Raw genomic sequence first — 25,658 nt, 5'->3', positions numbered from 1 at the left:
CCTTTTACTTTGTGGGTGGGTGGCGGGGACCCCCCCAAACCACCCAGTATCGGGGCGAACCTCCGCCTTGCGATCGCACGCACCAGACGCCGCGGGGCCGCCCTTCGGGCGAACGACGGGAGTTTGACGACAGGTCCTAGACCGCCGGGACGGCGCGCCCCTGTGGCGCGCCCCCGACCGGTGTGCTCAGCGGCGCCGTGGCGCCAGGTCGGCGACCCGGCCGCCGGCGGCCTCGCCGAGGGAGGGGGCCGAGCGGAGCTGTGGCCCGCCGGCCCCGGTGCCCGGCGCATGGCTGCGCCGCTGGCCCGGGAGCGGGACGTCCCGCCGGGGCCCTCTGCGGTCCCCCGGCCCGCCGTCCCTGCCCGGCTGCCCCGGCCCGTGACCCAGGCCCGAGCCGTTGGCCACGGCGATCTGGACGCCCTGGTCGGCCAGCGCCTGGAGTTCCGTGGCGGCGCGGTCGTCATGGCCCGGCGGCTCGTCCGTGACCAGCCGTGTGATCACGTCCGTGGGCACGGTCTGGAACATCGTGTCGGAGCCGAGCTTGGTGTGGTCGGCGAGCACCACCACCTCCCCCGCCGCCTGCACCAGCGCCCGGTCGACGCTGGCGGAGAGCATGTTGGAGGTGGACAGGCCGCGCTCGGCGGTCAGACCGCTGCCCGAGAGGAAGGCACGCGACACCCGCAGCCCCTGGAGCGACTGCTCGGCACCGCTGCCGACCAGCGCGTAGTTGGAGCCGCGCAGGGTGCCGCCGGTCATCACGACCTCGACGCGGTTGGCATGGGCCAACGCCTGGGCGACCAGGAGGGAGTTGGTGACGACGGTCAGACCGGGGACGCGGGCGAGCCGGCGGGCCAGCTCCTGGGTGGTCGTCCCGGCGCCGACGACGATGGCCTCGCCCTCTTCGACGAAGCCGGCCGCGAGATCGGCGATGGCCGTCTTCTCCGCGGTCGCTAGATGGGATTTCTGCGGGAATCCTGATTCGCGGGTGAAGCCTCCCGGCAGGACCGCACCGCCGTGCCGGCGGTCGAGCAGTCCTTCTGCCTCCAGCGCCCGCACGTCCCGCCGTACGGTTACTTCGGAGGTCTGGACGACGCGGGCGAGCTCCCGGAGCGATACGGCTCCATTGGCGCGCACCATTTCAAGGATCAATTGGCGACGTTCTGCAGCGAACACGAAACTGACAGTAACGCCAACGACCGTCTGTTTTCAGCAGGTTGCACCAATTAACGGAAGTTGTTCACAGCGCGGAGCGTGACGTGGTATGCGGTGTGCATATGTCGTGCGGATGTCGAACTGCCGGGCGGAACGACCCGCGTGACACCTGGTCAGTCGCCCTGCCGGGCGCCCGCGGCGGCGGACGCCCGGGGCGCACCGGCCCCCGGCCACTGCAGGGACGTTTCATCCGCAGTGCGCACGGGGGGCACAAATATGTGAATCGGCAGCCGCCGTCCGCGGCCCGCCCCGGGAAGGGTTACTCGCTCCCGGACTTGCGGGTGTGCAGCTGGCGGGCGACCTCGGCGATCGAGCCGGACAGCGACGGGTAGACCGTGAAGGCGCTGGCGATCTGCTCGACGGTCAGGTTGTTGTCGACCGCGATCGAGATGGGGTGGATCAGCTCACTGGCGCGCGGGGAGACGACCACACCGCCGACGATGATGCCGGTGCCGGGGCGGCAGAACAGCTTCACGAAACCGTCGCGGATGCCCTGCATCTTGGCGCGCGGGTTGCGCAGCAGCGGGAGCTTCACGACCCGGGCGTCGATCCGGCCGCTGTCGACGTCGGCCTGGGAGTAACCGACGGTGGCGATCTCCGGGTCGGTGAAGACGTTCGCGGAGACCGTCTTGAGGTTCAGCGGGGTCACCGCGTCACCGAGGAAGTGGTACATCGCGATCCGGCCCTGCATCGCGGCGACGGACGCCAGCGCGAAGATGCCGGTGCAGTCGCCGGCCGCGTAGACGCCCTGGGCGCTGGTGCGGGAGACCTTGTCGGTCCAGATGTGGCCGGAGTCCTTGAGCTTGACGCCGGCCGCTTCCAGGCCGATGCCCTCGGTGTTGGGGATGGAGCCGACCGCCATCAGACAGTGCGTGCCGGAGATGGTGCGGCCGTCGGACAGGGTGACCTCGACGCGGTCGCCGACCCGTTTGGCGGACTGGGCCCGGGAGCGCGACATGACGTTCATGCCGCGGCGGCGGAAGACGTCCTCCAGGACGGCGGCGGCGTCCGGGTCCTCACCCGGCAGCACGCGGTCCCGGGAGGAGACGAGGGTGACGCGGGAGCCGAGCGCCTGGTAGGCACCGGCGAACTCGGCACCGGTGACACCGGAACCCACCACGATCAGCTCTTCGGGCAGCTCGTCGAGGTCGTAGACCTGGGTCCAGTTCAGGATGCGCTCGCCGTCCGGCAGCGCGTCCGGGATCTCGCGGGGGTGCGCGCCGGTGGCGATCAGCACCGCGTCCGCGATCAGCCCCTCCGTGGTGCCGTCGGCGGCGGTGACCGTCACCTTGCGGGAGCCGTCCGGGGCCTGGCCCGGCTCCAGCCGCCCGCGGCCGCGCATGACCCGGCCGCCGGCGCGCGTCACGGAGGCGGTGATGTCATGCGACTGGGCGAGCGCGAGGCGCTTGACGCGCCGGTTGACCTTGCCGAGGTCGACGCCGACGACCCGGGCGGGCCGGTCCACGTGCGGTGTGTCGTCCTCGACGATGATGCCCAGCTCCTCGTACGAGGAGTCGAAGGTCGTCATCACCTCGGCGGTGGCGATCAGAGTCTTCGACGGCACGCAGTCGGTCAGCACCGACGCCCCGCCCAGACCGTCGCAGTCGACGACGGTCACCTCCGCGCCGAGAGAAGCCGCCACCAGGGCCGCTTCGTAGCCGCCGGGTCCACCACCGATGATCACGATCCGAGTCACGTACTCCATTGTCCCGCACGCCCGTACGTCGCTCTCGCCCGGGGGCGTACTCCGTCCCCGGCGGCCACCGGGGCGCGCCCCACCGGGTCTTCCGTCCGGCCCCCCGGCACCACGAGCCCGGCGGGCAACCTCCCGTACCCTCGGAACCATGTCGCTCTACGCCGCGTACGCCGGCAACCTCGACGCGCGGCTGATGTCCCGCCGCGCACCGCACTCGCCGCTGCGCGGCACCGGCTGGCTCAACGGCTGGCGGCTCACCTTCGGCGGCGAGCAGATGGGCTGGGAGGGCGCGCTGGCGACGGTCGTCGAGTCGCCACGCTCCCAGCTCTTCGTCGCGCTCTACGACATCGCGCCCATGGACGAGGAGTCCATGGACCGGTGGGAGGGCGTGGGTATGGACATCTACCGGCGGATGCGGGTGCGGGTGCACACCCTCGACGGCGACGAGGCGGCGTGGATCTACGTCCTCAACGGCTATGAGGGCGGTCTGCCGTCGGCCCGCTATCTGGGCGAGATCGCGGACGCCGCGGAGTCGGCGGGCGCACCGCACGACTATGTGATGGAGCTGCGCAAGCGGCCCTGCTGACGGGCGGCGCCGCGGCGGGCAGGCCGCCGTACGGGTGCCGCGACGCGCCCGGGCACATGCATTTGGCAGATGCCACAACGCTCCGTTCCGAGAGCCGTGAGCAGCGACATCTACGCGCGTAGGGCATTACCGGCTACCCTCGTCCGCGTGAACGCATCTGTTACTCCGGACATCGCGCGCGACCCCCAGGGTGCCGCCGCCGACGCCGCCGCCCGTCTGCGCGAGCTGACCGGCGCCGAGACCCATGACGTCGCCCTGGTGATGGGCTCCGGCTGGGCTCCGGCCGCCGAGGCCCTGGGCGCGCCCGAGCACGAATTCCCCGTCACCGAGCTGCCCGGCTTCCCGGCGCCGGCCGTCGCCGGGCACGGCGGCACGATCCGCTCGTACCAGGTCGGTGCGAAGCGGGCGCTGGTCTTCCTGGGCCGCACCCACTACTACGAGGGCCGCGGGGTCGCCGCCGTCGCGCACGGTGTCCGCACCGCCGTGGCGGCCGGCTGCAAGACCGTGGTGCTCACCAACGGCTGCGGCGGCCTGCGCGAGGGCATGCGCCCCGGCCAGCCGGTCCTCATCAGCGACCACCTCAACCTGACCGCCACCTCCCCGATCGCCGGCGCGAACTTCGTCGACCTGACGGACCTGTACTCGCCGCGGCTGCGCGCGCTGTGCAAGGAGGTCGACCCGAGCCTGGAGGAGGGCGTCTACGCCCAGCTCCCCGGCCCGCACTACGAGACCCCGGCCGAGATCAAGATGCTCCGGACCCTGGGCGCCGACCTGGTCGGCATGTCCACGGTCCTGGAAGCCATCGCGGCGCGCGAGGCCGGCGCCGAGGTGCTCGGCCTGTCGCTGGTGACGAACCTCGCCGCCGGCATGACGGGCGAACCGCTCAACCACGAAGAGGTGCTCCAGGCCGGCCGCGACTCCGCGACCCGGATGGGCAGCCTGCTCGCCCAGGTGCTCGGCAAGCTCTGAGGCACCGCGGCGCCACCGCGCCGCGCCCGGACGACGACGGCCGACGGCCACGGCGGGTGCGCCCCACCCGCCGGGCCGGCCGCCGTCACCGCCGCACCCGCCCCGCCGTCCGCCGGCCGTTCCGCCCCGCCGCGCGGCGCGGCCCTCCGCGTGCGCTGCCATCCAGTGGCATTGGCCGGTTCCGCGGCTCCCCGTACCCGGATACCGGGTATGCGTGACGAGCCGAGAGGGCCCCGTCCCCGCTGTCCTCAGCGCGCGCCCCACCCGCATCCACCGTCAGGAGCATCACGTGGCTACCGATCCCGCGGAGCTGATCAACCGGGCCCAGGCATGGCTGGCCGAGGACCCCGACCCGGAGACCCGGGAGGAGCTGTCCAAGCTCCTCGCCGCCGAGGACACCGAGGAGCTGGCCGCCCGGTTCGCCGGCACCCTCCAGTTCGGCACCGCCGGGCTGCGCGGTGAGCTGGGCGCGGGCCCGATGCGGATGAACCGTTCCGTGGTCATCCGGGCGGCGGCCGGACTCGCCGCATACCTCAAGGCGCAGGGTGACGGTTCGGGCCTGGTGGTCATCGGCTACGACGCGCGCCACAAGAGCGCCGACTTCGCCCGCGACACGGCGGCCGTGATGACCGGCGCGGGCCTGCGCGCCGCGCTGCTGCCGCGCCCGCTGCCCACCCCGGTCCTGGCCTTCGCGATAAGGCACCTGGGCGCGGTGGCCGGTGTCGAGGTCACCGCCAGCCACAACCCGCCCCGCGACAACGGCTACAAGGTCTACCTGGGCGACGGCTCCCAGATCGTGCCGCCCGCGGACGGCGAGATCGCCGCCGAGATCGCCGCGGTCCGCTCGCTGGCCGACGTCCCGCGCCCGGAGAGCGGCTGGGAGACCCTCGACGAGACGGTGCTGAGCGCCTATCTGGCGCGTACGGACGCCGTGCTGACGCCTGGCTCCCCCCGGGACACCGCGGTCGTCTACACGCCGATGCACGGGGTCGGCCGGGACACCCTGGTCGCCGCCTTCGAGCGGGCCGGCTTCCCCGCCCCGGTGGTCGTCGCGGAACAGGCCGAGCCGGACCCCGACTTCCCGACGGTCGCCTTCCCCAACCCGGAGGAGCCGGGCGCGATGGACCTCGCGTTCGCCACCGCCCGGAACACCGCCGGCGTCGACATCGTGATCGCCAACGACCCCGACGCGGACCGCTGCGCCGTCGCCGTCCCCGCCCCCGGCACGCCGGACGGCTGGCGGATGCTGCGCGGCGACGAGGTCGGCGCGCTGCTCGCCGCCCACCTGGTGCGCAAGGGCGCGTCCGGCACCTTCGCGACGACCATCGTCTCCTCCCAGCTGCTGTCCCGTATCGCGGCCGCCGCGTCGCTCCCGTACGAGGAGACGCTGACCGGCTTCAAGTGGCTGGCCCGGGTGGACGGTCTGCGGTACGCCTTCGAGGAGGCGCTCGGCTACTGCGTCGACCCGCGGGGCGTCCGCGACAAGGACGGCATCACCGCCGCCCTGCTGATCACCGAGCTGGCCGCGGAGCTCAAGCAGTCCGGCCGCACCCTCACCGACCTGCTCGACGACCTCGCGCTGGAGCACGGGCTGCACGCCACCGACCAGCTCTCGGTCCGGGTCGAGGACCTGTCGCTGATCGCCGACGCCATGGGCAGGCTGCGCGCCCAGCCGCCGGCCGCGCTGGCCGGTCTGAGCGTGACACGGGCCGACGATCTGACCCGGGGCACGGAGACGCTGCCGCCGACCGACGGGCTGCGCTACTACCTGTCCGGTTCACCGGAGGCCGGGATCGAGGCCGCCCGCGTGGTGGTCCGCCCCAGCGGCACCGAGCCCAAGCTCAAGTGCTACCTGGAGGTCGTGGTCCCGGTGGCCTCGCCCGACGCCCTGCCCGAGGCCCGCACGAAGGCCGCTGCGGCACTCACGTCGATCAAGCGGGACCTGTCGGGGGCGGCGGGGATCTGAGCTCGCTGGTCGGAGACGGCGGGGGTTTCGGAGACGGCGGGGTTGGCTTCCGCACGCGCAGCCACTGCCGCTTCCACTGCCGCTTCCACCCCCGCTCCTGCCCGCCCTCCCTACCCTCCCTACCCGCCCACCCCCCGAAGGGGGGTGGGCGGCGGGGAAACAACAACACCGGGGTGGGCGGCGGGGAAACAACAACACCGGGGTGGGCGGCGGGGAAACAACCCTGGGGACACGGCCTTGAGGCAATGCCCCCGGGGAGACGCCCCTGAGGGGCCAACCCCTGGGTGCGCCCAACTCCCGGGCTCCCACCGGGACATGCCCCTGAGCAGCCACCCCTGGACGCCCTCAACCCCGGTCGCCCACTACAGGCCGCAGTCCCGGAACGGCTTACAGGCCGCAGTCCCGAAACGACTCACGGACCACCGCAGCCCCGAAACGGCCTACAGACCGCAGGCCCAAACAGCTGACGGGCCTCAGCCCCGGACAGCTACACCGCCAGCATCACGGCCAGCCCCACCGCGCCCACCGCCACCGGCGCGATGACCGCGTACGCCCAGCGCACCACCGGCTCGCCCTGGGCGCTCTCGCGGTGGGTGGCGCGCTCCTTGATCTCGCGCAGCTCGTCGAGGGTCTGGTCGGCCATGGCGCGCGGCACCGGCCCGGCGTCGGCGTTCAGGCCGAAGCGGGGCCGCGGCGCGGAGCCCGCCGCCTGGCGGCTGACCTTCTTGCGCTGCCGCAGCGAGACCGGGATCGCCCACATCTGGTACTTGCCGCCGCCGGTGAACACCTCGGTGGAGAACGTCGCCCGCAGCTCCTCCACCGCGCCCCACGGCAGCGTGATCGTACGGAACGGGTTGCGCACCGTCAGCCGGTCCTCGCCCGCCCTGACCAGCGGCCGCAGGGTGTAGGCGGTGACCAGCGGCACCCCGAGGAGCAGCGCGAACAGCGCGGTGAGCTTGGTGTGCACGGCGCCCCGCAGCAGCGCGTCGCCGCCCAGCCAGAGTCCGAGCAGGAGGAGCAGCGCGCCGCCGAGGAGGGCCGCGGGCGACCGGTAACTGCGCTCCGCGTACTGCTGCTGAGGCGGGGTGGTCCGTTCCTGGCTCGTCATGAGGGCGATTCTGCCTGACCGTCCGGATGCCGGACATTGCGTTACGGCATCATTCGGGCACGCGCCGCAGGCCCGTCCGTACCCGGTGGAGGCCCCGCGCCACGCCCGCTACCGGGCGCGTTGCCGGAACCGGCCCCGCCCGCCCGGCCGGATTCGGTCGACTGAGGGGGATGACATGGTGCTACGCGCGTAGATATGCTCCCCTCGTGACCATGCCCATCACTGTTCCCGCATACGGCAAGGAAGCCGCGGGGCGTCTGGCGTCAATGGCGGACGTGACCGCCGACGACGGTGCGCTGCGCCGCTTCCTCCACGGCCTCCCCGGCGTCGACGCGGTCGGCCTAGAGGCCCGCGCCGCCACCCTCGGCACCCGCTCGATCAAGACGACGGCGAAGGCCTACGCCATCGACCTCGCCATCTCGATGATCGACCTGACGACCCTCGAAGGCGCGGACACCCCGGGCAAGGTCCGGGCGCTGTGCGCCAAGGGCGTCCACCCGGACCCCACCGACCGCACCAGCCCCAAGGTCGCGGCGATCTGCGTCTACCCGGACATGGTCGCGACGGCCAAGGAGGCGCTCGGCGACTCCGGCATCCACGTCGCGTCCGTCGCCACCGCCTTCCCGGCCGGCCGCGCCGCGCTGCCGGTCAAGCTCGCCGACACCCGGGACGCGGTCGCGGCCGGTGCCGACGAGATCGACATGGTGATCGACCGGGGCGCCTTCCTCTCCGGCCGCTACATGGACGTCTTCGAGGAGATCAAGGCCGTCAAGGAGGCGTGCGCCCGGCCCGACGGGACGGCCGCCCACCTCAAGGTCATCTTCGAGACAGGCGAGCTCCAGACGTACGACAACGTCCGCCGGGTCTCCTGGCTGGCGATGCTCGCGGGCGCCGACTTCATCAAGACCTCGACCGGCAAGGTCGCCGTCAACGCCACCCCGCCGGTCACCCTCCTGATGCTGGAGGCGGTCCGTGACTTCCACGCCACGACCGGCGTCCAGGTCGGTGTGAAGCCGGCCGGCGGTATCCGTACCACCAAGGACGCGATCAAGTACCTGGTGATGGTCAACGAGACGCTCGGCGAGCCCTGGCTGACCGCCGACTGGTTCCGCTTCGGCGCCTCCAGCCTCCTGAACGACCTGCTGATGCAGCGCCAGAAGCTCAGCACCGGCCGCTACTCCGGCCCCGACTACGTCACGGTGGACTGAGGCTCCCATGACCTTCGATTACGCACCCGCCCCCGAGTCCCGCGCGGTCGTCGACCTCGCGCCGTCCTACGGGCTGTTCGTCGACGGCGAGTTCGCCCCGGCCTCCGACGGCAAGGTCTTCAAGACCGTCTCGCCGTCGTCCGAGGAGGTCCTCTCCGAGGTCGCGCAGGCCACCGCCGACGACGTCGACCGGGCCGTGAAGGCCGCCCGCAAGGCGTTCGAGAAGTGGTCCGCGCTGCCCGGCGCCGAGCGCGCCAAGTACCTCTTCCGGATCGCCCGGATCATCCAGGAGCGCTCGCGGGAGCTGGCCGTCCTGGAGACGCTGGACAACGGCAAGCCGATCCGCGAGTCCCGGGACGCCGACCTGCCGCTGGTCGCCGCGCACTTCTTCTACTACGCGGGCTGGGCCGACAAGCTCGACCACGCGGGGTACGGCCCGAACCCGCGCCCCCTGGGCGTCGCCGGCCAGGTCATCCCCTGGAACTTCCCGCTGCTGATGCTCGCGTGGAAGATCGCCCCGGCGCTGGCGACCGGCAACACCGTCGTCCTCAAGCCCGCCGAGACGACCCCGCTGTCCGCCCTGTTCTTCGCGGACATCTGCCGCCAGGCGGGCCTGCCGAAGGGTGTCGTCAACATCCTGACGGGAGACGGTTCCACGGGCGCCGCGCTGGTCGCGCACCCGGACGTCAACAAGGTCGCCTTCACCGGCTCGACCGACGTCGGCAAGGCCATCGCCCGTACGGTCGCCGGCACCGACAAGAAGGTGACCCTGGAGCTCGGCGGCAAGGCGGCGAACATCGTCTTCGACGACGCGCCGCTCGACCAGGCCGTCGAGGGCATCGTCAACGGCATCTTCTTCAACCAGGGCCACGTCTGCTGCGCGGGCTCCCGCCTGCTGGTCCAGGAGTCGGTGCAGGACGAGCTGCTGGACGCGCTCAAGCGCCGGATGCAGACCCTGCGGGTGGGCGACCCGCTCGACAAGAACACCGACATCGGCGCGATCAACTCCGCCGAGCAGCTGGCCCGGATCACCGAGCTGGCCGACGCGGGCGAGGCCGAGGGCGCCGAGCGCTGGGCGCCGTCCTGCGAACTCCCCTCCGCCGGCTACTGGTTCGCCCCGACGCTGTTCACCGGCGTCACCCAGGCGCACCGCATCGCCCGCGAGGAGATCTTCGGCCCGGTGCTGTCCGTGCTGACCTTCCGCACCCCCGCGGAGGCCGTGGAGAAGGCCAACAACACCCCCTACGGCCTCTCCGCCGGCATCTGGACGGAGAAGGGCTCGCGGAGCCTGTGGATGGCGAACAAGCTCCGCGCGGGCGTCATCTGGTCCAACACGTTCAACAAGTTCGACCCGGCCTCGCCGTTCGGCGGCTACCAGGAGTCGGGCTACGGCCGCGAGGGCGGCCGGCACGGTCTGGAGGCGTACCTCAATGTCTGAGCTGACTGGCCGACTCGCCGTCTTCAAGACCTACAAGCTGTACGTCGGGGGGAAGTTCCCCCGGTCCGAGAGCGGACGGGTGTACGAGGTGACCGACTCCAAGGGCACATGGCTCGCCAACGCCCCGCTGGCCTCCCGCAAGGACGCCCGGGACGCGGTGGTCGCCGCCCGTAAGGCCTTCGGCGGCTGGTCCGGCGCCACGGCCTACAACCGCGGCCAGATCCTCTACCGCGTCGCCGAGATGCTGGAGGGCCGCCGCGACCAGTTCACCGCCGAGGTCGCCGCGGCCGAGGGGCTCTCGAAGGCGAAGGCCGCCGCCCAGGTGGACGCGGCGATCGACCGCTGGGTCTGGTACGCGGGCTGGTCCGACAAGGTCGCCCAGATCGCCGGCGGTGCCAACCCGGTGGCCGGCCCGTACTTCAACCTCTCCGCCCCCGAACCGACCGGCGTGGTCGCGGTCCTGGCCCCCCAGGACTCCTCGTTCCTCGGCCTGGTCTCGGTGATCGCCCCGGCGATCGTCACCGGCAACACGGTGGTCGTGGCGGCCGCCGAGAACGCCCCGCTGCCCGCCCTCTCCCTGGCCGAGGTGCTCGCCACCTCCGACCTCCCGGGCGGCGTCGTCAACATCCTCTCCGGCCGCACCGCGGAACTCGCCGCTCCGCTCGCCGCCCACCAGGACGTCAACGCCCTCGACCTCGCGGGCGCGGACCCCGCCTTGGCCAAGGACCTGGAGACCGCGGCGGCCGACAACCTCAAGCGCGTCCTCCGCCCCACCACGCAGGCGTGGACCGCCGACCCCGGCACCACCCGCCTCCTGGCCTTCCTGGAGACGAAAACGGTCTGGCACCCGATGGGCGTCTAAGCCTGACACCCGCGGGCCGGTGGAGTCCGCGGAACGACAGTGCGGGGCCCCTCCTTCACAGGCGGGGCCCCGCACTTCGCTTTGCGTACGGCAGCAGGGGAAATGACCGCGTGAAGCATGATCACCTCACCCCCTGCAGCCGGTTCCTCCATCCCGGCGAAGTGCCGTGGCAGGCCGAGGAGTACGCCGAGTACAGCCGGTTGACGCGCGGGACCGGGCCGGGGCGGCCCGGGACGACTCCCGGCCGTCGCAGCCGTCCCAACCGCCCCCGCCGCGTCCGTCGTCAGCCCGGCAGCACCCGCGTCACCTGACCCACCAGGGGCAGGTCCTTGAGCGCGGCGCCGTTCGAGAGGGCGCCGGTCAGGAGGGTGGTGCCCACCGGCTTGAAGTCGGCGATCTGGGTGCTCACGGCGTTGGCGAGCGGGTCGACGGAGGTGTTGGCCAGCGGGTCCAGCTTCAGGTTCTTGACCGGGCCGAGGCCGCCGGCCGCGGAGTGCAGCAGGGCGCCGGTCAGGCCCGAGGCGGCGGCGCCGGTGTCGGTGGTGAGGTCGGAGGCGGCCGGTGCCGCGCTCGCCGTCGCCGCACCGCCCGCCGCGAGCGCGGCACCGGCCGCGGAGATCACCAGTCCGGCCCGCAGCAAGGTGCGCGGAACACGGCTGGGCTTGGGACGCGCGTGGGAGGGCATGTGCCACCTGCCTGTGGTTCGAAGGGGCCGAAGTGCTGTGCGAGCCAACGGATTCGGGGCATCGAGGTAATCGATTGACTGCGTAGCGTAGTTGAGGGCGCGGGGGCCGATCCACCTCGCGCGCCAGGGGTACCCCACACGGCGCAATACGCGACAATGGGTGCCCGTGAGCTCCCACACCGCCAACCGGCCACCCTCCGCCAAACTCTCGACTCCGCTCGAGCGGGGAGGTACCCCCACCCGAGTCGTCCTGCTGACCGGCCCGTCGGGCTCCGGCAAGACGTCCCTGGCCGCGCACAGCGGCCTCCCCGTCCTGAACCTCGACGACTTCTACAAGGAGGGGACGGACCCGACTCTGCCGCAACTGCCCGACGGCGGCGGCGCCGACTGGGACGCGCCGCTCTCCTGGGACGCCGGCGCCGCCCTCGCGGCCATCGCGGCGCTGTGCCGTACGGGGCGTGCCGACGTTCCGGTGTACGACATCGCGACCAGCGCCCGGACCGGCGCGTCGGGGCTCGACCTCGGTGGCGCCCCGCTGTTCATCGCGGAGGGGATCTTCGCGGCCGAGGTCATCGAGGACTGCCGGGCGGCGGGGCTGTTGGCCGACGCGCTGTGTCTGCGCGGCCGCCCCACCACCACCTTCCGCCGGCGGCTGGCACGGGATCTGCGGGAGGGCCGCAAGTCCGCCCCGTATCTCGTCCGCCGCGGGCTGCGGCTGCTGCGCGACGAGCGGTCGGTGGTCGCCCGGCACACAGCCCTGGGCGCGCACCCCTGCGCCGGGCCGGAGGCGCTGGCCCGTATAGCGGCGGCGGGGACACCGGACATAGTGGGCGCGGCCGTACGGTCCTGACCGGCCCGCGTCGGCGTCGGCGTCGGCGTCGGCGTCGGCGTCGGCGTCGGCGCACAAGCCACGCACGGACCGCGCACCCGCCGCGCACAAACGGAGAAGCGGGTTCGGACAGACCCCCCGGCCGTCCGAACCCGCCTTTTCTCCCCCGTGCTTCCCCCGTATCCCCTGATACGTCCGGCCTCCGCGGATCGCTCCGCTTCGGCCGGTTCCCCCGTATCCCCCTCGGGCGTTCCCCCCTGGTCCCCCCTCGGGCTCCCCCCGTCCTCAGGCCACCAGCTCGCCGAAGGACTCCTCCTCGTCACGGCCGAAGCTGAGGACCTCGTCCTCGCGCAGCCGGCGCAGCGCGCGCCAGATGCTCGACTTCACCGTGCCGACACTGATGTTGAGAATGTCCGCGATCTCCGGGTCCGTGCGGCCCTCGTAGTAGCGCAGCACCAGCATCGTGCGCTGCGTCTCGGGCAGCCGGACCAGCGCCTGCCACAGCACGGCGCGCAGCTCGGTGCCGCGCATCGCGTCCACGTCGCCGGCCGTCTCCGGCAGTTCCTCGGTCGGGTACTCGTTGAGCTTGCGCCGGCGCCAGGCGCTGATGTGCAGGTTGGTCATGGTGCGGCGCAGATAGCCGCCGAGCGCCGCCTTGTCACTGATCCGGTCCCACGCCCGGTAGGTCGAGAACAGCGCGCTCTGCAGCAGGTCCTCGGCCTCGTAGCGGTCGCCGGTCAGGTGGTAGGCGGTGGCGTACAGGGAGGCGCGGCGCTCCTGGACGTAGGCGGTGAAGGCCGCTTCGGCCTCGGCCGCCTCCGACGCGGAACGCCGTTCCCCCGTGGCCTCCCCGTACTCCGCTCCCCCGGTCTTTCCCCCGTTTTCTCCCCCGTGGGCGGCCTTGCCCCCGTGCCCCGGGCCGATCTCCACCGTCGTGGCGTCGATGGCCACCTTGAAAGGCGGCCGCTGACGCACGACGGTGCGGGTGCACCCCCGTGCTCCACCGGACTTCTCGCCGGACCGGATGACGTCGTGGAGCCGCGTGATAACTGCGCTGGAAGTGGTCCCGTGCAGTGTGTTCATCTCGCGCCCCCCGTCGTAGAGCCAGCTCGTTCGGTGTGTCCCGGTTGTTGATCTCTCCCGGTGCCCAAAAGACTGCCAACCCAGTTTCATCGCGTTGTCCGCCGACTGTCACAGGCCTGTCACAGGGCCCGGTGCGGCGCGTCGCGGGGTGCGGGGCGCGCGGGCCTTGTGTACGTGAGCGCCACTGGTCGATCTCCCGGCGTCCCATGGGCCAGAATGGCTGACGTGCCTTTCCTGTTGCTGATCGAGGACGACGACGCCATCCGCACGGCCCTCGAACTCTCGCTGTCGCGCCAGGGTCACCGTGTGGTGACCGCGGCGACGGGCGAGGACGGCCTGAAGCTGCTGCGTGAGCAGCGCCCGGACCTGATCGTGCTGGATGTGATGCTGCCGGGCATCGACGGTTTCGAGGTGTGCCGGCGGATCAGGCGTACGGACCAGCTGCCCATCATCCTGCTCACCGCGCGTAACGACGACATCGACGTCGTGGTGGGCCTGGAGTCCGGCGCCGACGACTATGTCGTCAAACCGGTCCAGGGGCGGGTGCTGGACGCCCGTATCCGGGCGGTGCTGCGCCGTGGCGAGCGGGAGTCCAGTGACTCGGCGACGTTCGGCTCGCTGGTGATCGACCGGTCGGCGATGACGGTCACCAAGAACGGCGAGGATCTGCAACTGACGCCGACCGAGCTGCGGTTGCTGCTGGAGCTGAGCCGCCGGCCCGGTCAGGCGCTGTCCCGGCAGCAGCTGCTGCGGCTGGTGTGGGAGCACGACTACCTGGGCGACTCGCGCCTGGTGGACGCGTGTGTGCAGCGGCTGCGGGCGAAGGTGGAGGACGTGCCCTCCTCGCCGACCCTGATCCGTACGGTCCGCGGTGTCGGCTACCGGCTGGACTCGCCGCAGTGAGGGAAGGGCCCGCGGACGGCGGTGCGACGGATGACGGCGCGGGCGGCGGGTCCGCGGACGCGGCCCGGCCAGGAGCCGGCCGGCGGGTGCTGCGGGGGCTGCGCCGGGCGTCGGGGCTGCTGCGCTGGACGAGTCTGCGGCTGCGGCTGGTCGTGGTCTTCGCGCTGGTGGCGCTGACCGCGGCGGTCTCGGCGTCGGGCATCGCGTACTGGCTCAACCGCAACACCGTTCTGGAGCGCACCCAGAACGCCGTCCTCAAGGACTTCCGCAAGGCGCTGGAGGACAGCACGCGGTCGCTGCCGCTGCGCCCGCGGTGCGCCGAACTCCAGGACGCGGCACGGCAGATGGCGGCCGGGCCGCAGAACTACGCGGTGCTGCTGATCGGGGTCGACCGCGAGGGCAAGGACTGCGCGGCGACCACGAACAAGGACCTGCTGACGCTGGACAGCGTGCCGCAGTCGCTGCGTACCGCGGTCGACGAGGTGCGCCCGGTCGACGAGTCCAACCGCTATCCGCACCATCTGTACTGGCAGCGCAGGGAGGTCGGGGACGCCCCGTACCTCGTCGCCGGGGCGAAGGTGATCGGCGGCGGGCCCACCGGCTACATGATGAAGTCGCTGGCCACCGAGCGGCAGGACCTCAACTCGCTGGCCTGGTCGCTGGGGATCGCGACCGCGCTCGCGCTGGTCGGCTCGGCGCTGCTGGCCCAGGCCGCCGCGACGACCGTGCTGCGGCCCGTACAGCGGCTGGGGTACGCGGCGCGGCAGCTGGGCGAGGGGCGGCTGGACACCCGGCTGCGGGTGACCGGCACGGACGAACTGGCCGACCTGTCCCGGACGTTCAACCGCACCGCGGAACGTCTGGAACAGCGGGTCGAGGAGCTGAGCGGGCGCGAGGCGGCGTCCCGGCGGTTCGTCGCCGACATGTCGCACGAGCTGCGGACGCCGCTGACCGCGATCACCGCGGTGTCCGAGGTGCTGGAGGAGGAGTCGGAGTCCCTCGACCCGATGATCGCGCCGGCGGTGCAGCTGGTGGTCAGCGAGACCCGGCGGCTGAACGACCTCGTGGAGAACCTGATGGAGGTCACCCGCTTCGACGCGGGGACGGCCCGGCTGGTGCTGGACGACGTCGATGTCGCGGACCAGGTCACGGCCTGCATCGACGCACGGGCCTGGCTGGACGCGGTCGAGCTGGACGCGGACCGCGGCATCGTGGCCCGTCTGGACCCGCGGCGGCTCGATGTCATCCTGGCGAACCTGATCGGCAACGCCCTCAAGCACGGCGGCTCCCCGGTGCGGGTGTCGGTGCGCACCGAGGAGGCGGCGGGTGACGGTGCGGGCGGCCGGACCGGCAGCACGGCCGTCACCGGTGGTCCGGCCGTGCCCGAGGCGTCCGGCGGACCGGAGGCCCCCGCGGAGCACACGGGGCCGGAGCGGCCCGAGGAGGCGGCGGACGCGGAGCGGCCGGGGGGCGGCACGCTGGTGATCCGGGTACGGGATCACGGCCCCGGCATCCCGGAAGAAGTCCTTCCGCATGTCTTCGACCGCTTCTACAAGGCGAGCGCGTCCCGGCCGCGGTCGGAGGGCAGCGGTCTGGGCCTGTCGATCGCGCTGGAGAACGCCCATATCCACGGCGGGGAGATCACGGCGGCCAACCTTCCCGAGGGCGGCGCGGTCTTCACCCTGCGGCTGCCGATGGACGCAGCGCCGCTCACGGACGGAGACCGCAGCGACGGCGGCCCGGCCCGCGCGGCCGGCGAGGGCACGGAGGACGAGCGATGACGCCGGTCAGGCGGACGGGGCGGCGCACCGCCGCCGTGGCGGCGCTCGCGCTCGCCGCGGCGGGCTGCGGAATCCGGGGCACGTCGGTCCCGGTCGACGCGGGCGGCGCGCCCTCGCGGGTCAGCTGCAGGGCCCCGGCGGGCGAGCCGGCCCCGAACGCGCCCGGCAGGACCCAGGCCACCGTCTATCTCGTGTGCGGCTCGGCGCTGGCCCAGGTGGAGCGGGCGGTGGCGCTGCCCAAGGGCACGGCGGCCACCGATCCACGGCTGCCGACCGCGCGTGCGCTGCTCAAGGAGCTCCAGCGGCAGCCCTCGTCCGCCGAGGACCGGGCCGGCTTCAGCAGCGCGCTGCCCCGGGACCTGAAGGTCACGGCGCCGCGCGCGGACGACCCCTCGGACGCGCTGCGGCTGAGCATCCGGCCGGACGATCTGCCGTCGTTCGCGCTGGCCCAGCTGGTGTGCACCTACGGCGCGAGCCCGGCGCTGGGCCGGACGCATGCGGCGGTGCTGGGCGGGCCGGGCGACGACACCGCGCACCGCTACGACTGCTCCGACGATGTGCTGGCCAATCCGGACATAGCGGAGAACGCCGGGTGGGGTGACCCGTTGTCCGAAGAGGGCTGACACGACGGCCGAGACGGGCACCGTCAGGCGGAACCACAGCCCCCGCCTGTCGCGTCCTGGGCTGTGTGCAGCGTCATGGCCCCGGCACCACCGCCGTTCCCCGTATGCGCGTCACCGGACTTCTCCTCCTAGTGGCGCATCTGTCGACCGTCGGCTGGCTGACGCTGCGCCCGCGCACCGTGCCCTGGGTGTCCGCCACCAATCTCCAGCCGCTGGCGACGATCCGGGCCGAGCTGGCACACGGACCGTCATGGGAGGCCGTGCAGCATCTGGGCGCTTCGGTGCTGCTGCTGGCGCCGCTGGGGCTGCTGCTGCCGCTCTCGGCGGGCCGGCTGAACGTTTCGCCGCTGGTGTCCCTGGCCCGCACCGTGTTCGCCGGGTCGATGATCGCGCTGGCCATCGAGCTGTTGCAGTCAGGGGTACCCGGCCGGGTCCCGGACATCGACTCGGTACTGCTCGGCTCTCTGGGAGTGGCCCTGGCGCATCTGGCGGTGGTCCCCACGGCCCGGCGCCGGCTGCGTCGCCGGTACGGACATCTCAGGGACGTGACCCCGAGGTTCCCCAGGGTTGAACTGGCACCGCAGGCTGATGCTCTCTCCGGCGGCCGGACCTACCGTTGAGTCATCGGGGCAAACGCCCCACCGAGTCGCAAAGGAGCCGCCATCATGGCCGCCGCACTGGTCCGCCCCCGCAACAACCGAATGATCGCCGGAGTGTGCGCGGGCCTGGCCCGTCGCTTCGGAATGACGCCGACGACCATGCGCGTGATCTTCGTACTGTCCTGCCTGCTGCCCGGCCCGCAGTTCCTGGTCTACCTGGCGCTGTGGATATTCCTCCCCTCGGAGGAGAGGGCCGCCACCGCCTGGTGACCGCCCCACGCCGGCGCCCGGCGCGGATGCCGGACCGGCGCCGCGCCGCCCGGGTTCCCGCATGACGATGCCCCGGCCGTACGCACGAGGCGTTCGGCCGGGGCACGGCGCAGGACGCGTCCCTGTCGGGGGACGAGCCGGAGAGCGCGATCAGCCGCCCAGGGGGAGGTTCTTGGTGACGGCGCCGGTCGGCAGGCCGCCGAGCAGCTTGTTGCCGTGCGAGTTGAGCTTGGTCTTGACGTCGTTGCCGGCCGGCTTGGCCTTGGTGAGGCCGGAGACGGTCTTGGTGGCGTCCTTCACCGGCAGGCTCTTCAGCACCCCGGTGGTGTCCAGCGACGGGGCGGCGCTGGCGACGCCCGCGGCGGTGACAACGAAAGCGGCACCGAGCGCGACGGTGCCGAGTGTCTTGATGGTTCCCTGCTTCATCGAATTTCGTCCTCGTGATGGGGGCTTGACCGGCAAATCAACCTACTGAGGCGGCAACCGGCGCCGCAAACAGCCACGACGAAAGAAAAAACGGCCGGTGGACATTCCACCGGCCGTTGCGCTATAGGCTCACTCTCGCCCCTTACGCAGGGTCAGAAGCGCTGCTCACAGGGGGCGTTGTGAGCGCCGGGCGGAACAGCCATTCGGCCCGCAGTTCCGCGTAACCGGGCTTGATGACGTCATTGATCATGGCCAGACGTTCATCGAAAGGAATGAACGCTGATTTCATCGCATTGACTGTAAACCACTGCATGTCATCGAGCGTGTATCGAAATGTCTTGACCAGGTGCTCGAATTCCTCGGACATGCTCGTGTGGCTCATCAGCCGGTTGTCGGTGTTGACCGTGAGCCGGAATTGCAGACGGCGCAGCAGACCGATGGGGTGCTCGGCGTAGGAAGGGGCGGCGCCGGTCTGGAGGTTGGAGGTCGGGCACATCTCCAGCGGGATGCGCTTGTCCCGTACGTACGAGGCGAGGCGGCCGAGCGTGACCGAGCCGTCGTCGGCGACCTCGATGTCGTCGATGATCCGGACACCGTGGCCGAGGCGGTCGGCGCCGCACCACTGGAGGGCCTGCCAGATCGACGGCAGACCGAAGGCCTCGCCGGCGTGGATGGTGAAGTGGTTGTTCTCCCGCTTGAGGTACTCGAAGGCGTCGAGGTGGCGGGTGGGCGGGTAGCCGGCCTCGGCGCCCGCGATGTCGAAGCCGACGACGCCGGTGTCCCGGTAGCGGTTGGCGAGTTCGGCGATCTCCAGGGCGCGGGCGGCGTGCCGCATGGCGGTCAGCAGCGCGCCGACGCGGATGCGCCGGCCCTGCTCGCGGGCCCGCCGCTCACCCTCGCGGAAGCCCTCGTTGACGGCCTCGACGACCTCTTCGAGGGTCAGCCCCTTTTCGAGGTGCTGCTCGGGCGCGTACCTGACCTCGGCGTAGACCACACCGTCGGCGGCCAGGTCCTCGGCGCACTCGGCGGCCACCCGGACCAGGGCGTCGCGGGTCTGCATGACGGCGCAGGTGTGGGCGAAGGTCTCCAGGTAGCGCTCCAGCGAGCCGGAGTCGGCGGCCTCCCGGAACCAGATCCCGAGCTTCTCCGGGTCGGTTTCGGGCAGTCCCTCGTAGCCGTTCTCGCGGGCCAGTTCGACGACGGTGGCCGGGCGCAGGCCGCCGTCGAGGTGGTCGTGGAGCAGCACCTTGGGAGCGCGGCGGATCTGTTCACTGGTCGGCAGGGTGGTGGTCTCGCTCGTCATTTCGGCACTCTAGCCCCTACGCGCGTAGATCTCACCGAACGATACGTAACAGTGACCCGTCCACGGGGTGGCGGGCACGCCTCCTTCTGCCATCGTTCTGGTCATGGCTCAGCAAGCGCTGCCGGTGCGTGAGGCCCGGCTGGGAAAACCGCTGGGAACGGCCGGCAAGGACGGGGCGCGGGAAGCGCTCCGGCGGAGGGTCGGCGGGCGAGGCGGCGGCCGGGAGGTGAGCGGGGTCGCGCTTTTACTGCCCGGCGGCGGACCGACCGGTATACGGCGCCCGTCGCCGGTGGCGGCACTGGCGGTGCGCCCGCTGGCGGCCCGGCTGGCGAAGGCGGGACGGCCTGAGGGGCTGACGGCCCATGTCGTGCGCTACCGGTGCAGCGGCTGGAACGGGACCGCGGCCCACCCGGTGCGGGACGCGGACTGGGCGCTGGAGGAGGTGGTCCGCCGCTACGGCGACGTCCCGGTCTGCCTCGTCGGTACGGGCATGGGCGCCCGCGCCGCGCTGCACGCCGCGGGCCACCCGGCCGTCAACTCCGTGCTGGCGCTCGCCCCTTGGCTGCCCGACCCACACCGGGACGGCGAGCAGCCCGATCCGGTGAAACAGCTCATCGGCCGGCAGGTGCTGCTCGTCCACGGCACCAACGACGAGCGCACCGACCCCGACCTGTCCTACCGCTACGCCGAGCGCGCCAAGAAGGTCAACCGCGACATCTGCCGCTTCGAGGTGCACTCCGACGGTCACTCGCTGCACCAGCACCGTGCCGAAGTCCTGGCCCTGGCGGCCGACTTCATGCTCGGCTCGCTGTTCGCCCGGGACTACGCCCGCCCGGTGAGGGACGCCCTGGCCGCGCCGCCGCCCCTGGGCCTGCGGATGCCCCTGGCGGCGGGCTTCGGGGCGTCGCTGCGGCACTGAGCGTTCACGGGCCTCACCGGCCGGCGCGCCCCGTCAACCGGCGGCGCGCCGGGCGGGGGCTCGCTGCGGCACCTCCCGTTCGCCCTGAGCACTCCCGCCACATGGGCCCCCGCCACCCGGGCCCCGTCCACCCCAGCCCCCATCACCTGGGCAACAAACGCCCCCGCCGGCTCAGCAGGAACCTCTTGAAGGCGGCCACCGGTGGGGTGTCCGGGTGGCCGTCGAGCCAGGCGACCCCGATCTCGCGGACCGCGCGCGGCGCCGTCACGGTCAGCTCGGCGACGCCGGGGCGGGGCACGGCCGGCGGCGGGAGCAGCGCCACGCCCAGCCCGGCCGCGACCAGTCCGCGCAGCGTCTCGGCCTCCTCCCCCTCGAACGCGACCCGCGGCGTGAAGCCCGCCTCGGCACACAGCGCGTCGGTGATCCGGCGCAGCCCGTAGCCCGGCTCCAGGGTCACGAACAGCTCCCCCGCGGCCTCCGCGAGCCGGATGCGCTTACGGGCCGCCAGCGGATGATCGTCCGGGACGACCAGCCGCAGCTTCTGCTCGTCGAGCCGGCGGGCGACCAGGTCCGGGTAGTCGGGCACCGGCGAGGTCAGACACAGGTCGAGGTCGCCGGCGCGCAGCCGCTCGATCATGGCCTCGCCGTAGTTCTGGACGAGCTGGAAGCGGACGCGCGGGTGGTCGGCGCGGAAGCTGCGGATCAGGCCGGGCACGGTCTCCGACCCAAGGGTGTGCAGAAAGCCGAACGCCACCTTCCCGGCCGCGGGATCGACATCGGCCCGTACGGACTCCGTCGCCCGCTCCAGGTCCGTCAACGCCCGCTCGGTGGAGGCGAGAAAGGCGCGGCCCGCCGGGGTGAGCGAGAGGGTGCGGCCGTGCCGGGCGAAGAGGGCGACGCCGAGGTCCTCCTCCAGACGCACGAGGGCCCGGCTGAGCGTCGGTTGCGGCATGCCCAGCTCCTGCGCGGCGCGGGTGACGTGTTCGTGCCGGGCGACGGCGGTGAACTGGGCGAGCCGCGGCGCGAGGAGCACCGCCCACGAGTCGGCGCCGAGTTCGGCCACCTCACCGGTGTCCGCCCCTGGCCGGACCGAACCGGCAGTGTCTTTTCTGTTGCGACCTTGCAACAGAGGCCCTTGCGACCTGCGATCATGTGCCACAGCATCGATTATGCCGTTTCCATGCATTGGACGCATGAAACGCGGAGGCCTACTTTCGAAACATGCCTCCCGCTGATACCGGGGCGTCCGTCACCGAACGTGCGGCCGCCTCTCCCCAGTCGTCCTCCGACTCCTCCACCACCGCCGCGCCCGACCCCGAAGCGGGCAAGCTGCGGCCGGGCGGCCCCGGCTACCGCCGGATGAGCTTCGCGCTCTTCGCCGCCGGAGTGGCCACCTTCGCCCTCCTCTACTCCACGCAGGCGCTGCTGCCCGCGATCTCCGCCGACCTCGGGGTGAGCCCGGACCAGGCGAGCTGGACCGTGTCCGCGGCGACCTTCGGCCTGGCGCTCGGCGTGATCCCGCTGAGCGCGGTCTCCGAGCGCTTCGGCCGGCGCACCCTGATGATGTGGTCCCTCGCGGTGGCCGCGCTGATCGCGATGCTGGTGCCGTTCGCCCCGTCGCTCGGTGCGCTGATCGCGCTGCGCGGCGTCCAGGGTGTCGCGCTGGCCGGGCTGCCGGCCTCGGCGATGGCGTTCCTGGCCGAGGAGGTACGTGCCAAGGCGCTGGTGGCGGCCATCGGACTGTTCGTGGCGGGCAACAGCATCGGCGGGATGTCCGGCCGTATCGTGACCGGCTGGGTCGCCCAAGCCTGGGGCTGGCGGGCGGCGCTCGCCGCGGTGGGTGTGCTGGCCGTGGTGTGCGCGGTGACCTTCCGGCTGCTGGTCCCCAGGGCCCGGCACTTCGTGTCCCGTTCGGTGGGTCCGCGGACGCTGGCCCGTACGCTCGGCGGCCATCTCGCCGATCCGCTGCTGCGCCGTCTCTACGCCATCGGCGGGCTGTTCATGACGGTCTTCGGCGCGGTCTACACGGTCATCGGCTACCGCCTGGTCTCCGAGCCGTTCAACCTCCCGCAGGGCATCGTCGGTTCGATCTTCGTGGTCTACCTGGTCGGTACGGTCTCCTCCGCCGCGGCCGGAAAGCTGGTCGCCCGGGTGGGCCGCCGCGGCGCCCTGTACCTGGCCGTCTCCACGACCTCCACGGGCCTGCTGCTCTCCCTCTCCGACTCCGTCCACACGGTGCTGGCGGGCCTCATCCTGATCACCGCGGGCTTCTTCGCGGGCCACGCCGTCGCCTCGTCCTCGGTGAGCCGCACCGCCAAGACGGCGCGCGCCCAGGCCTCGGCCCTGTACCAGTGCGCGTACTACCTCGGCAGCAGCCTGGGCGGCGCGCTGGGCGCCGCCGCCTTCCACGCCGTCGGCTGGGAGGGCACCGTCCTCCTCGGCCTCGTCGCGATGCTCGGCGCCGCCTCGATCACCCTCTACGCCACCCGCAAGGCCGTGGCCGAACGCCGCCTCCTCCACCTGGAGAAGGCCGCGTAACCCCGCAGTCCGAAGGGCCCGTCCTGCCACCTGTCCTGGTGGGGCGGGCCCTTCGTCGTCGGCCCCTCAGCCCTCCGGGAAGAGTGCCGTGTCGACGGTGACCTCGAATGGCGCCGGAAGACGCATCTCATCGCCGTACTTCACGGTCTCGAGCACGCGGTACAAGCCGCCCGCCGGCTCTCCGTACAGCGTTGCGGTCGGCTTACCGGAGTGCCAGGGGTCCAACAGCAGGTACAGGGGGACGCCGGCCGCCGCGTAGCCGTTCAGCTTCTCGATGCGGTCATGATTCGCGTTGGAACGCGACGTGATCTCGACGATGAGCTGAGCCACATCAGCCGTCCTGCGCTCGCGCGGGCGCGGCAGCAGCTTCTTCGGGATGACGGCCAGATCGGGGACGAACAACCCGTGCCTGCCCGGAACGGTAAGCCCCTGGGTCTGGTAAATCCCCCAGTCCCGAGGGATGACGGTGTACAGCAGACGCTGAAGCTCGTCCGCGGTGTCGTTGTGGTCGCTCTCCGGCGGTGGTGCCACGGTGACGATCCCCTCGATGATCTCCACCTTGCAGCCCTCCGGAGCGTTCGTCCGCTCCCAGATCCTCAGAGCCTCTTCCCAGCCGGACTCGTCGGCACGGTGGAGGCGCTCAGCAATGACTGCTGCCATGGTGTGCTCCTCTATCGGTACGTCACCGATCCCAGCATGCCGAACGGGACCGGCACAGGTCCACCGATCCCGTTCACCCATACGAGAAAACCGCAGGTCAGGCGATACGTTCCAGCACCACCGGCGTGGCCGCGAAGGCCGCGTCGCCGGGGCCGATGAGGACGCCGCCGTCGAGGGCCTCCAGGGCGTAGGGGAACTTCTCCGGGGTGTCGGTGTGCAGGGTCAGCAGGGGCTGGCCCGCGGTGACGGTGTCGCCGGGCCTGGCGTGGAGTTCGACGCCCGCGCCCGCCTGCACCGGGTCCTCCCTGCGGGCGCGGCCGGCGCCCAGGCGCCAGGCGGCGAGGCCCACGGCGTAGGCGTCCAGCGTGGTGAGGGTGCCGGAGGAGGCAGCGGTGACGACATGCTGCTCGCGGGCCACGGGGAGGGCCGCGTCGGGGTCGCCGCCCTGGGCGCTGATCATGCGGCGCCAGTGGTCCATGGCCGAGCCGTCGGCCAGCGCCTTGGCCGGGTCGGCGTCCTTGAGGCCCGCCGCGTCGAGCATCTCGCGGGCGAGGGCGAGGGTCAGCTCGACGACGTCCTGCGGGCCGCCGCCGGCCAGCACCTCGACGGATTCCCGGACTTCGAGGGCGTTGCCCGCGGTCAGGCCCAGCGGGGTGGCCATGTCGGTCAGCAGCGCGACCGTCCTCACTCCGTGGTCGGTACCCAACTCGACCATGGTGGAGGCCAGTTCGCGGGCGTTGTCCAGGTCCTTCATGAAGGCGCCGGAGCCGACCTTGACGTCCAGGACGAGGGAGCCGGTGCCCTCGGCGATCTTCTTGGACATGATGGAGGAGGCGATGAGCGGGATGGACTCGACGGTGCCGGTGACATCGCGGAGCGCGTAGAGCTTCTTGTCGGCGGGGGCGAGACCGTCGCCGGCGGCGCAGATGACGGAGCCGACGTCGCGCAGCACGTTCAGCATCTCGTCGTTGGAGAGCGTCGCGCGCCAGCCCGGGATGGCCTCGAGCTTGTCGAGGGTGCCGCCGGTGTGGCCCAGCCCGCGGCCGGAGAGCTGCGGCACGGCCGCCCCACAGGCGGCGACCAGCGGGGCGAGCGGCAGCGTGATCTTGTCACCGACGCCGCCGGTGGAGTGCTTGTCGGCGGTCGGGCGGGGCAGCGAGGAGAAGTCCATGCGCTCGCCGGAGGCGATCATCGCGGCCGTCCAGCGGGCGATCTCCGTACGGTTCATGCCGTTGAGGAAGATGGCCATGGCCAGGGACGACATCTGCTCGTGGGCGACCTCGCCGCGGGTGTAGGCGTCGATGACCCAGTCGATCTGATCGGGGGTCAGCTCACCGCGGTCGCGCTTGGCGCGGATGACGGAGATGGCGTCCATGGACGGTTCCTTTCGAACGGGTAAGTACGTTCTACACGCATAGATGCGGGGGTGGCCAGGGAGGGCGGGTACCCGACCCTCCCTATACCGTCCAGCGAAGGGCCCGCCCGTCCGGCGCCGTACAGGTCACGGTCTGCTCAGCGGGGGACGCTTCGATGCTGAGTCGGCTCAGCACGCACCGCGAACTGCCCGCAGTGGCCGAGGTACTGAAACTGGCGCAAGCCTGAGATCAGTCCGGTGCCGTGGTCGTCCTCAGCCATTGGAGATACCCGTCCGCCCCGCCAACGATCGGAATCGCGGAGACTTCCGGGTTCTGCCAGGGGTGGTGTTTGAGCAGATGTGCCTCGACCTCGTCGTACCGGTCGGCGCGGACCTTGAGGACGAGCTGCCATTCCTCGCCTGAGCCGAACTCGCCCTTGTGCCAGAACACGGACCCGACCGGCCCGACGATCTGCGCGCCGGCTGCGAGCCGTGCGGAGACAACCGACTGCGCCAGCTTCACAGCCGCTTCGCGGGTCTCCGTTGCGGTGGACACCTGAAGGAAGTCAGTCATACGGCGACTGCAGTGGCGAACTGGCGGACCAGGGACGCTTCATACATGCAATGGAAGGGTGGGTGG

At 72.1% G+C, this 25,658-nt stretch carries 25 protein-coding genes; 14 read left to right on the top strand and 11 right to left on the bottom strand.

Annotated features, from left to right (window positions below):
* Positions 1–186 precede the first annotated feature (186 nt).
* Complete coding sequence (locus ACWC9R_RS06910; RefSeq protein WP_450729325.1) at positions 187–1,173, bottom strand: DeoR/GlpR family DNA-binding transcription regulator; 987 nt, start codon at positions 1,171–1,173, stop codon at positions 187–189.
* Positions 1,174–1,471: 298 nt separating this feature from the next.
* On the bottom strand, positions 1,472–2,917 hold the full coding sequence (locus ACWC9R_RS06905; RefSeq protein ID WP_450729324.1) for an NAD(P)H-quinone dehydrogenase: 1,446 nt from the start codon (positions 2,915–2,917) through the stop codon (positions 1,472–1,474).
* 139 nt (positions 2,918–3,056) lie between these two features.
* On the opposite strand from ACWC9R_RS06905, the gene ACWC9R_RS06900 reads away from it, so the two are divergent.
* The 3 genes from ACWC9R_RS06900 to ACWC9R_RS06890 all read left to right on the top strand — a co-directional run bounded on the left by ACWC9R_RS06900 (position 3,057) and on the right by ACWC9R_RS06890 (position 6,429).
* Positions 3,057–3,494, top strand: a complete 438-nt coding sequence (locus ACWC9R_RS06900) for a gamma-glutamylcyclotransferase (protein WP_362604353.1) — start codon at positions 3,057–3,059, stop codon at positions 3,492–3,494.
* A gap of 147 nt (positions 3,495–3,641) precedes the next feature.
* Complete coding sequence (locus tag ACWC9R_RS06895; protein WP_450729323.1) at positions 3,642–4,463, top strand: purine-nucleoside phosphorylase; 822 nt, start codon at positions 3,642–3,644, stop codon at positions 4,461–4,463.
* Between the two features lie 289 nt (positions 4,464–4,752).
* Positions 4,753–6,429 carry a phospho-sugar mutase gene (locus tag ACWC9R_RS06890; protein ID WP_450729322.1) on the top strand — a complete coding sequence of 559 codons (1,677 nt, stop codon included), beginning with the start codon at positions 4,753–4,755 and terminating at the stop codon, positions 6,427–6,429.
* Between the two features lie 487 nt (positions 6,430–6,916).
* Here the strand turns inward: ACWC9R_RS06890 and ACWC9R_RS06885 are convergent, their stop codons facing one another.
* A complete protein-coding gene (locus ACWC9R_RS06885; protein WP_450729321.1) occupies positions 6,917–7,537 on the bottom strand; it encodes a PH domain-containing protein in 621 nt (206 codons plus the stop codon).
* 212 nt (positions 7,538–7,749) lie between these two features.
* Here ACWC9R_RS06885 and deoC point away from each other — a divergent pair, with 212 nt between their 5' ends.
* The 3 genes from deoC to ACWC9R_RS06870 are packed head-to-tail and all read left to right on the top strand — an operon-like array spanning position 7,750 to position 11,045.
* Positions 7,750–8,745 (top strand): deoxyribose-phosphate aldolase, encoded by a 996-nt coding sequence (deoC, locus tag ACWC9R_RS06880; RefSeq protein ID WP_190842375.1) that lies wholly within the window; start codon positions 7,750–7,752, stop codon positions 8,743–8,745.
* A 7-nt stretch (positions 8,746–8,752) separates the two neighbouring features.
* Complete coding sequence (locus tag ACWC9R_RS06875; protein ID WP_450729320.1) at positions 8,753–10,183, top strand: aldehyde dehydrogenase family protein; 1,431 nt, start codon at positions 8,753–8,755, stop codon at positions 10,181–10,183.
* Positions 10,176–11,045, top strand: a complete 870-nt coding sequence (locus ACWC9R_RS06870) for an aldehyde dehydrogenase family protein (protein WP_450729319.1) — start codon at positions 10,176–10,178, stop codon at positions 11,043–11,045. The genes ACWC9R_RS06875 and ACWC9R_RS06870 overlap by 8 nt, the downstream gene beginning before the upstream one ends.
* 283 nt (positions 11,046–11,328) lie before the next feature.
* Here ACWC9R_RS06870 and ACWC9R_RS06865 read toward each other — a convergent pair whose 3' ends face one another.
* Positions 11,329–11,730, bottom strand: a complete 402-nt coding sequence (locus tag ACWC9R_RS06865) for a hypothetical protein (RefSeq protein WP_362604365.1) — start codon at positions 11,728–11,730, stop codon at positions 11,329–11,331.
* Positions 11,731–11,896: 166 nt separating this feature from the next.
* Between ACWC9R_RS06865 and ACWC9R_RS06860 the strand changes: the two genes are divergently transcribed.
* The gene (locus tag ACWC9R_RS06860; protein ID WP_450729318.1) at positions 11,897–12,580 is read left to right on the top strand and encodes an ATP-binding protein; all 684 of its coding nucleotides are present in this window, start codon (positions 11,897–11,899) and stop codon (positions 12,578–12,580) included.
* A 264-nt stretch (positions 12,581–12,844) separates the two neighbouring features.
* Here ACWC9R_RS06860 and ACWC9R_RS06855 read toward each other — a convergent pair whose 3' ends face one another.
* Positions 12,845–13,642 carry a SigE family RNA polymerase sigma factor gene (locus ACWC9R_RS06855; protein WP_362604367.1) on the bottom strand — a complete coding sequence of 266 codons (798 nt, stop codon included), beginning with the start codon at positions 13,640–13,642 and terminating at the stop codon, positions 12,845–12,847.
* A gap of 225 nt (positions 13,643–13,867) precedes the next feature.
* Between ACWC9R_RS06855 and afsQ1 the strand changes: the two genes are divergently transcribed.
* The 5 genes from afsQ1 to ACWC9R_RS06830 all read left to right on the top strand — a co-directional run bounded on the left by afsQ1 (position 13,868) and on the right by ACWC9R_RS06830 (position 17,818).
* Entirely contained in the window at positions 13,868–14,545 is a 678-nt protein-coding gene (afsQ1, locus tag ACWC9R_RS06850; protein WP_026169550.1) for a two-component system response regulator AfsQ1, read from the top strand.
* Positions 14,542–16,326: an ATP-binding protein gene (locus tag ACWC9R_RS06845; protein ID WP_450729317.1), complete on the top strand. Its 1,785-nt coding sequence runs from the start codon at positions 14,542–14,544 to the stop codon at positions 16,324–16,326. The genes afsQ1 and ACWC9R_RS06845 overlap by 4 nt, the downstream gene beginning before the upstream one ends.
* Positions 16,323–16,949: a hypothetical protein gene (locus ACWC9R_RS06840; RefSeq protein ID WP_450729316.1), complete on the top strand. Its 627-nt coding sequence runs from the start codon at positions 16,323–16,325 to the stop codon at positions 16,947–16,949. The genes ACWC9R_RS06845 and ACWC9R_RS06840 overlap by 4 nt, the downstream gene beginning before the upstream one ends.
* Before the next feature lie 104 nt (positions 16,950–17,053).
* Positions 17,054–17,569 carry a VanZ family protein gene (locus ACWC9R_RS06835; protein ID WP_450729330.1) on the top strand — a complete coding sequence of 172 codons (516 nt, stop codon included), beginning with the start codon at positions 17,054–17,056 and terminating at the stop codon, positions 17,567–17,569.
* Positions 17,570–17,614: 45 nt separating this feature from the next.
* Complete coding sequence (locus ACWC9R_RS06830; RefSeq protein ID WP_362604373.1) at positions 17,615–17,818, top strand: PspC domain-containing protein; 204 nt, start codon at positions 17,615–17,617, stop codon at positions 17,816–17,818.
* Positions 17,819–17,968: 150 nt separating this feature from the next.
* On the opposite strand, the gene ACWC9R_RS06825 is transcribed toward ACWC9R_RS06830, so the two are convergent.
* Together ACWC9R_RS06825 and ACWC9R_RS06820 are read right to left on the bottom strand one after the other, a co-directional pair.
* The gene (locus ACWC9R_RS06825; RefSeq protein ID WP_393358783.1) at positions 17,969–18,244 is read right to left on the bottom strand and encodes a hypothetical protein; all 276 of its coding nucleotides are present in this window, start codon (positions 18,242–18,244) and stop codon (positions 17,969–17,971) included.
* 142 nt (positions 18,245–18,386) lie between these two features.
* Positions 18,387–19,547, bottom strand: a complete 1,161-nt coding sequence (locus ACWC9R_RS06820; RefSeq protein ID WP_450729315.1) for an adenosine deaminase — start codon at positions 19,545–19,547, stop codon at positions 18,387–18,389.
* A 103-nt stretch (positions 19,548–19,650) separates the two neighbouring features.
* On the opposite strand from ACWC9R_RS06820, the gene ACWC9R_RS06815 reads away from it, so the two are divergent.
* Positions 19,651–20,466, top strand: coding sequence for an alpha/beta hydrolase (locus ACWC9R_RS06815; protein WP_450729314.1), 816 nt, complete (start codon positions 19,651–19,653; stop codon positions 20,464–20,466).
* A 142-nt stretch (positions 20,467–20,608) separates the two neighbouring features.
* On the opposite strand, the gene ACWC9R_RS06810 is transcribed toward ACWC9R_RS06815, so the two are convergent.
* Entirely contained in the window at positions 20,609–21,592 is a 984-nt protein-coding gene (locus ACWC9R_RS06810; protein WP_450729313.1) for a LysR substrate-binding domain-containing protein, read from the bottom strand.
* 95 nt (positions 21,593–21,687) lie between these two features.
* Here ACWC9R_RS06810 and ACWC9R_RS06805 point away from each other — a divergent pair, with 95 nt between their 5' ends.
* The gene (locus ACWC9R_RS06805; RefSeq protein WP_450729312.1) at positions 21,688–23,004 is read left to right on the top strand and encodes an MFS transporter; all 1,317 of its coding nucleotides are present in this window, start codon (positions 21,688–21,690) and stop codon (positions 23,002–23,004) included.
* Positions 23,005–23,070: 66 nt separating this feature from the next.
* Here ACWC9R_RS06805 and ACWC9R_RS06800 read toward each other — a convergent pair whose 3' ends face one another.
* From ACWC9R_RS06800 to cutA, 3 genes are all read right to left on the bottom strand, one after another.
* Entirely contained in the window at positions 23,071–23,664 is a 594-nt protein-coding gene (locus tag ACWC9R_RS06800) for a Uma2 family endonuclease (RefSeq protein WP_450729311.1), read from the bottom strand.
* A gap of 97 nt (positions 23,665–23,761) precedes the next feature.
* Positions 23,762–25,039 (bottom strand): thymidine phosphorylase, encoded by a 1,278-nt coding sequence (locus ACWC9R_RS06795; protein WP_450729310.1) that lies wholly within the window; start codon positions 25,037–25,039, stop codon positions 23,762–23,764.
* Between the two features lie 229 nt (positions 25,040–25,268).
* Positions 25,269–25,592 (bottom strand): divalent-cation tolerance protein CutA, encoded by a 324-nt coding sequence (gene cutA, locus ACWC9R_RS06790; protein ID WP_450729309.1) that lies wholly within the window; start codon positions 25,590–25,592, stop codon positions 25,269–25,271.
* Positions 25,593–25,658 lie beyond the last annotated feature (66 nt).

Source organism: Streptomyces sp. NPDC001219 (assembly GCF_053597915.1).
The sequence above is the reverse complement of the archived record's forward strand: the minus strand, read 5'-3'. Positions and strand labels throughout refer to the sequence as shown.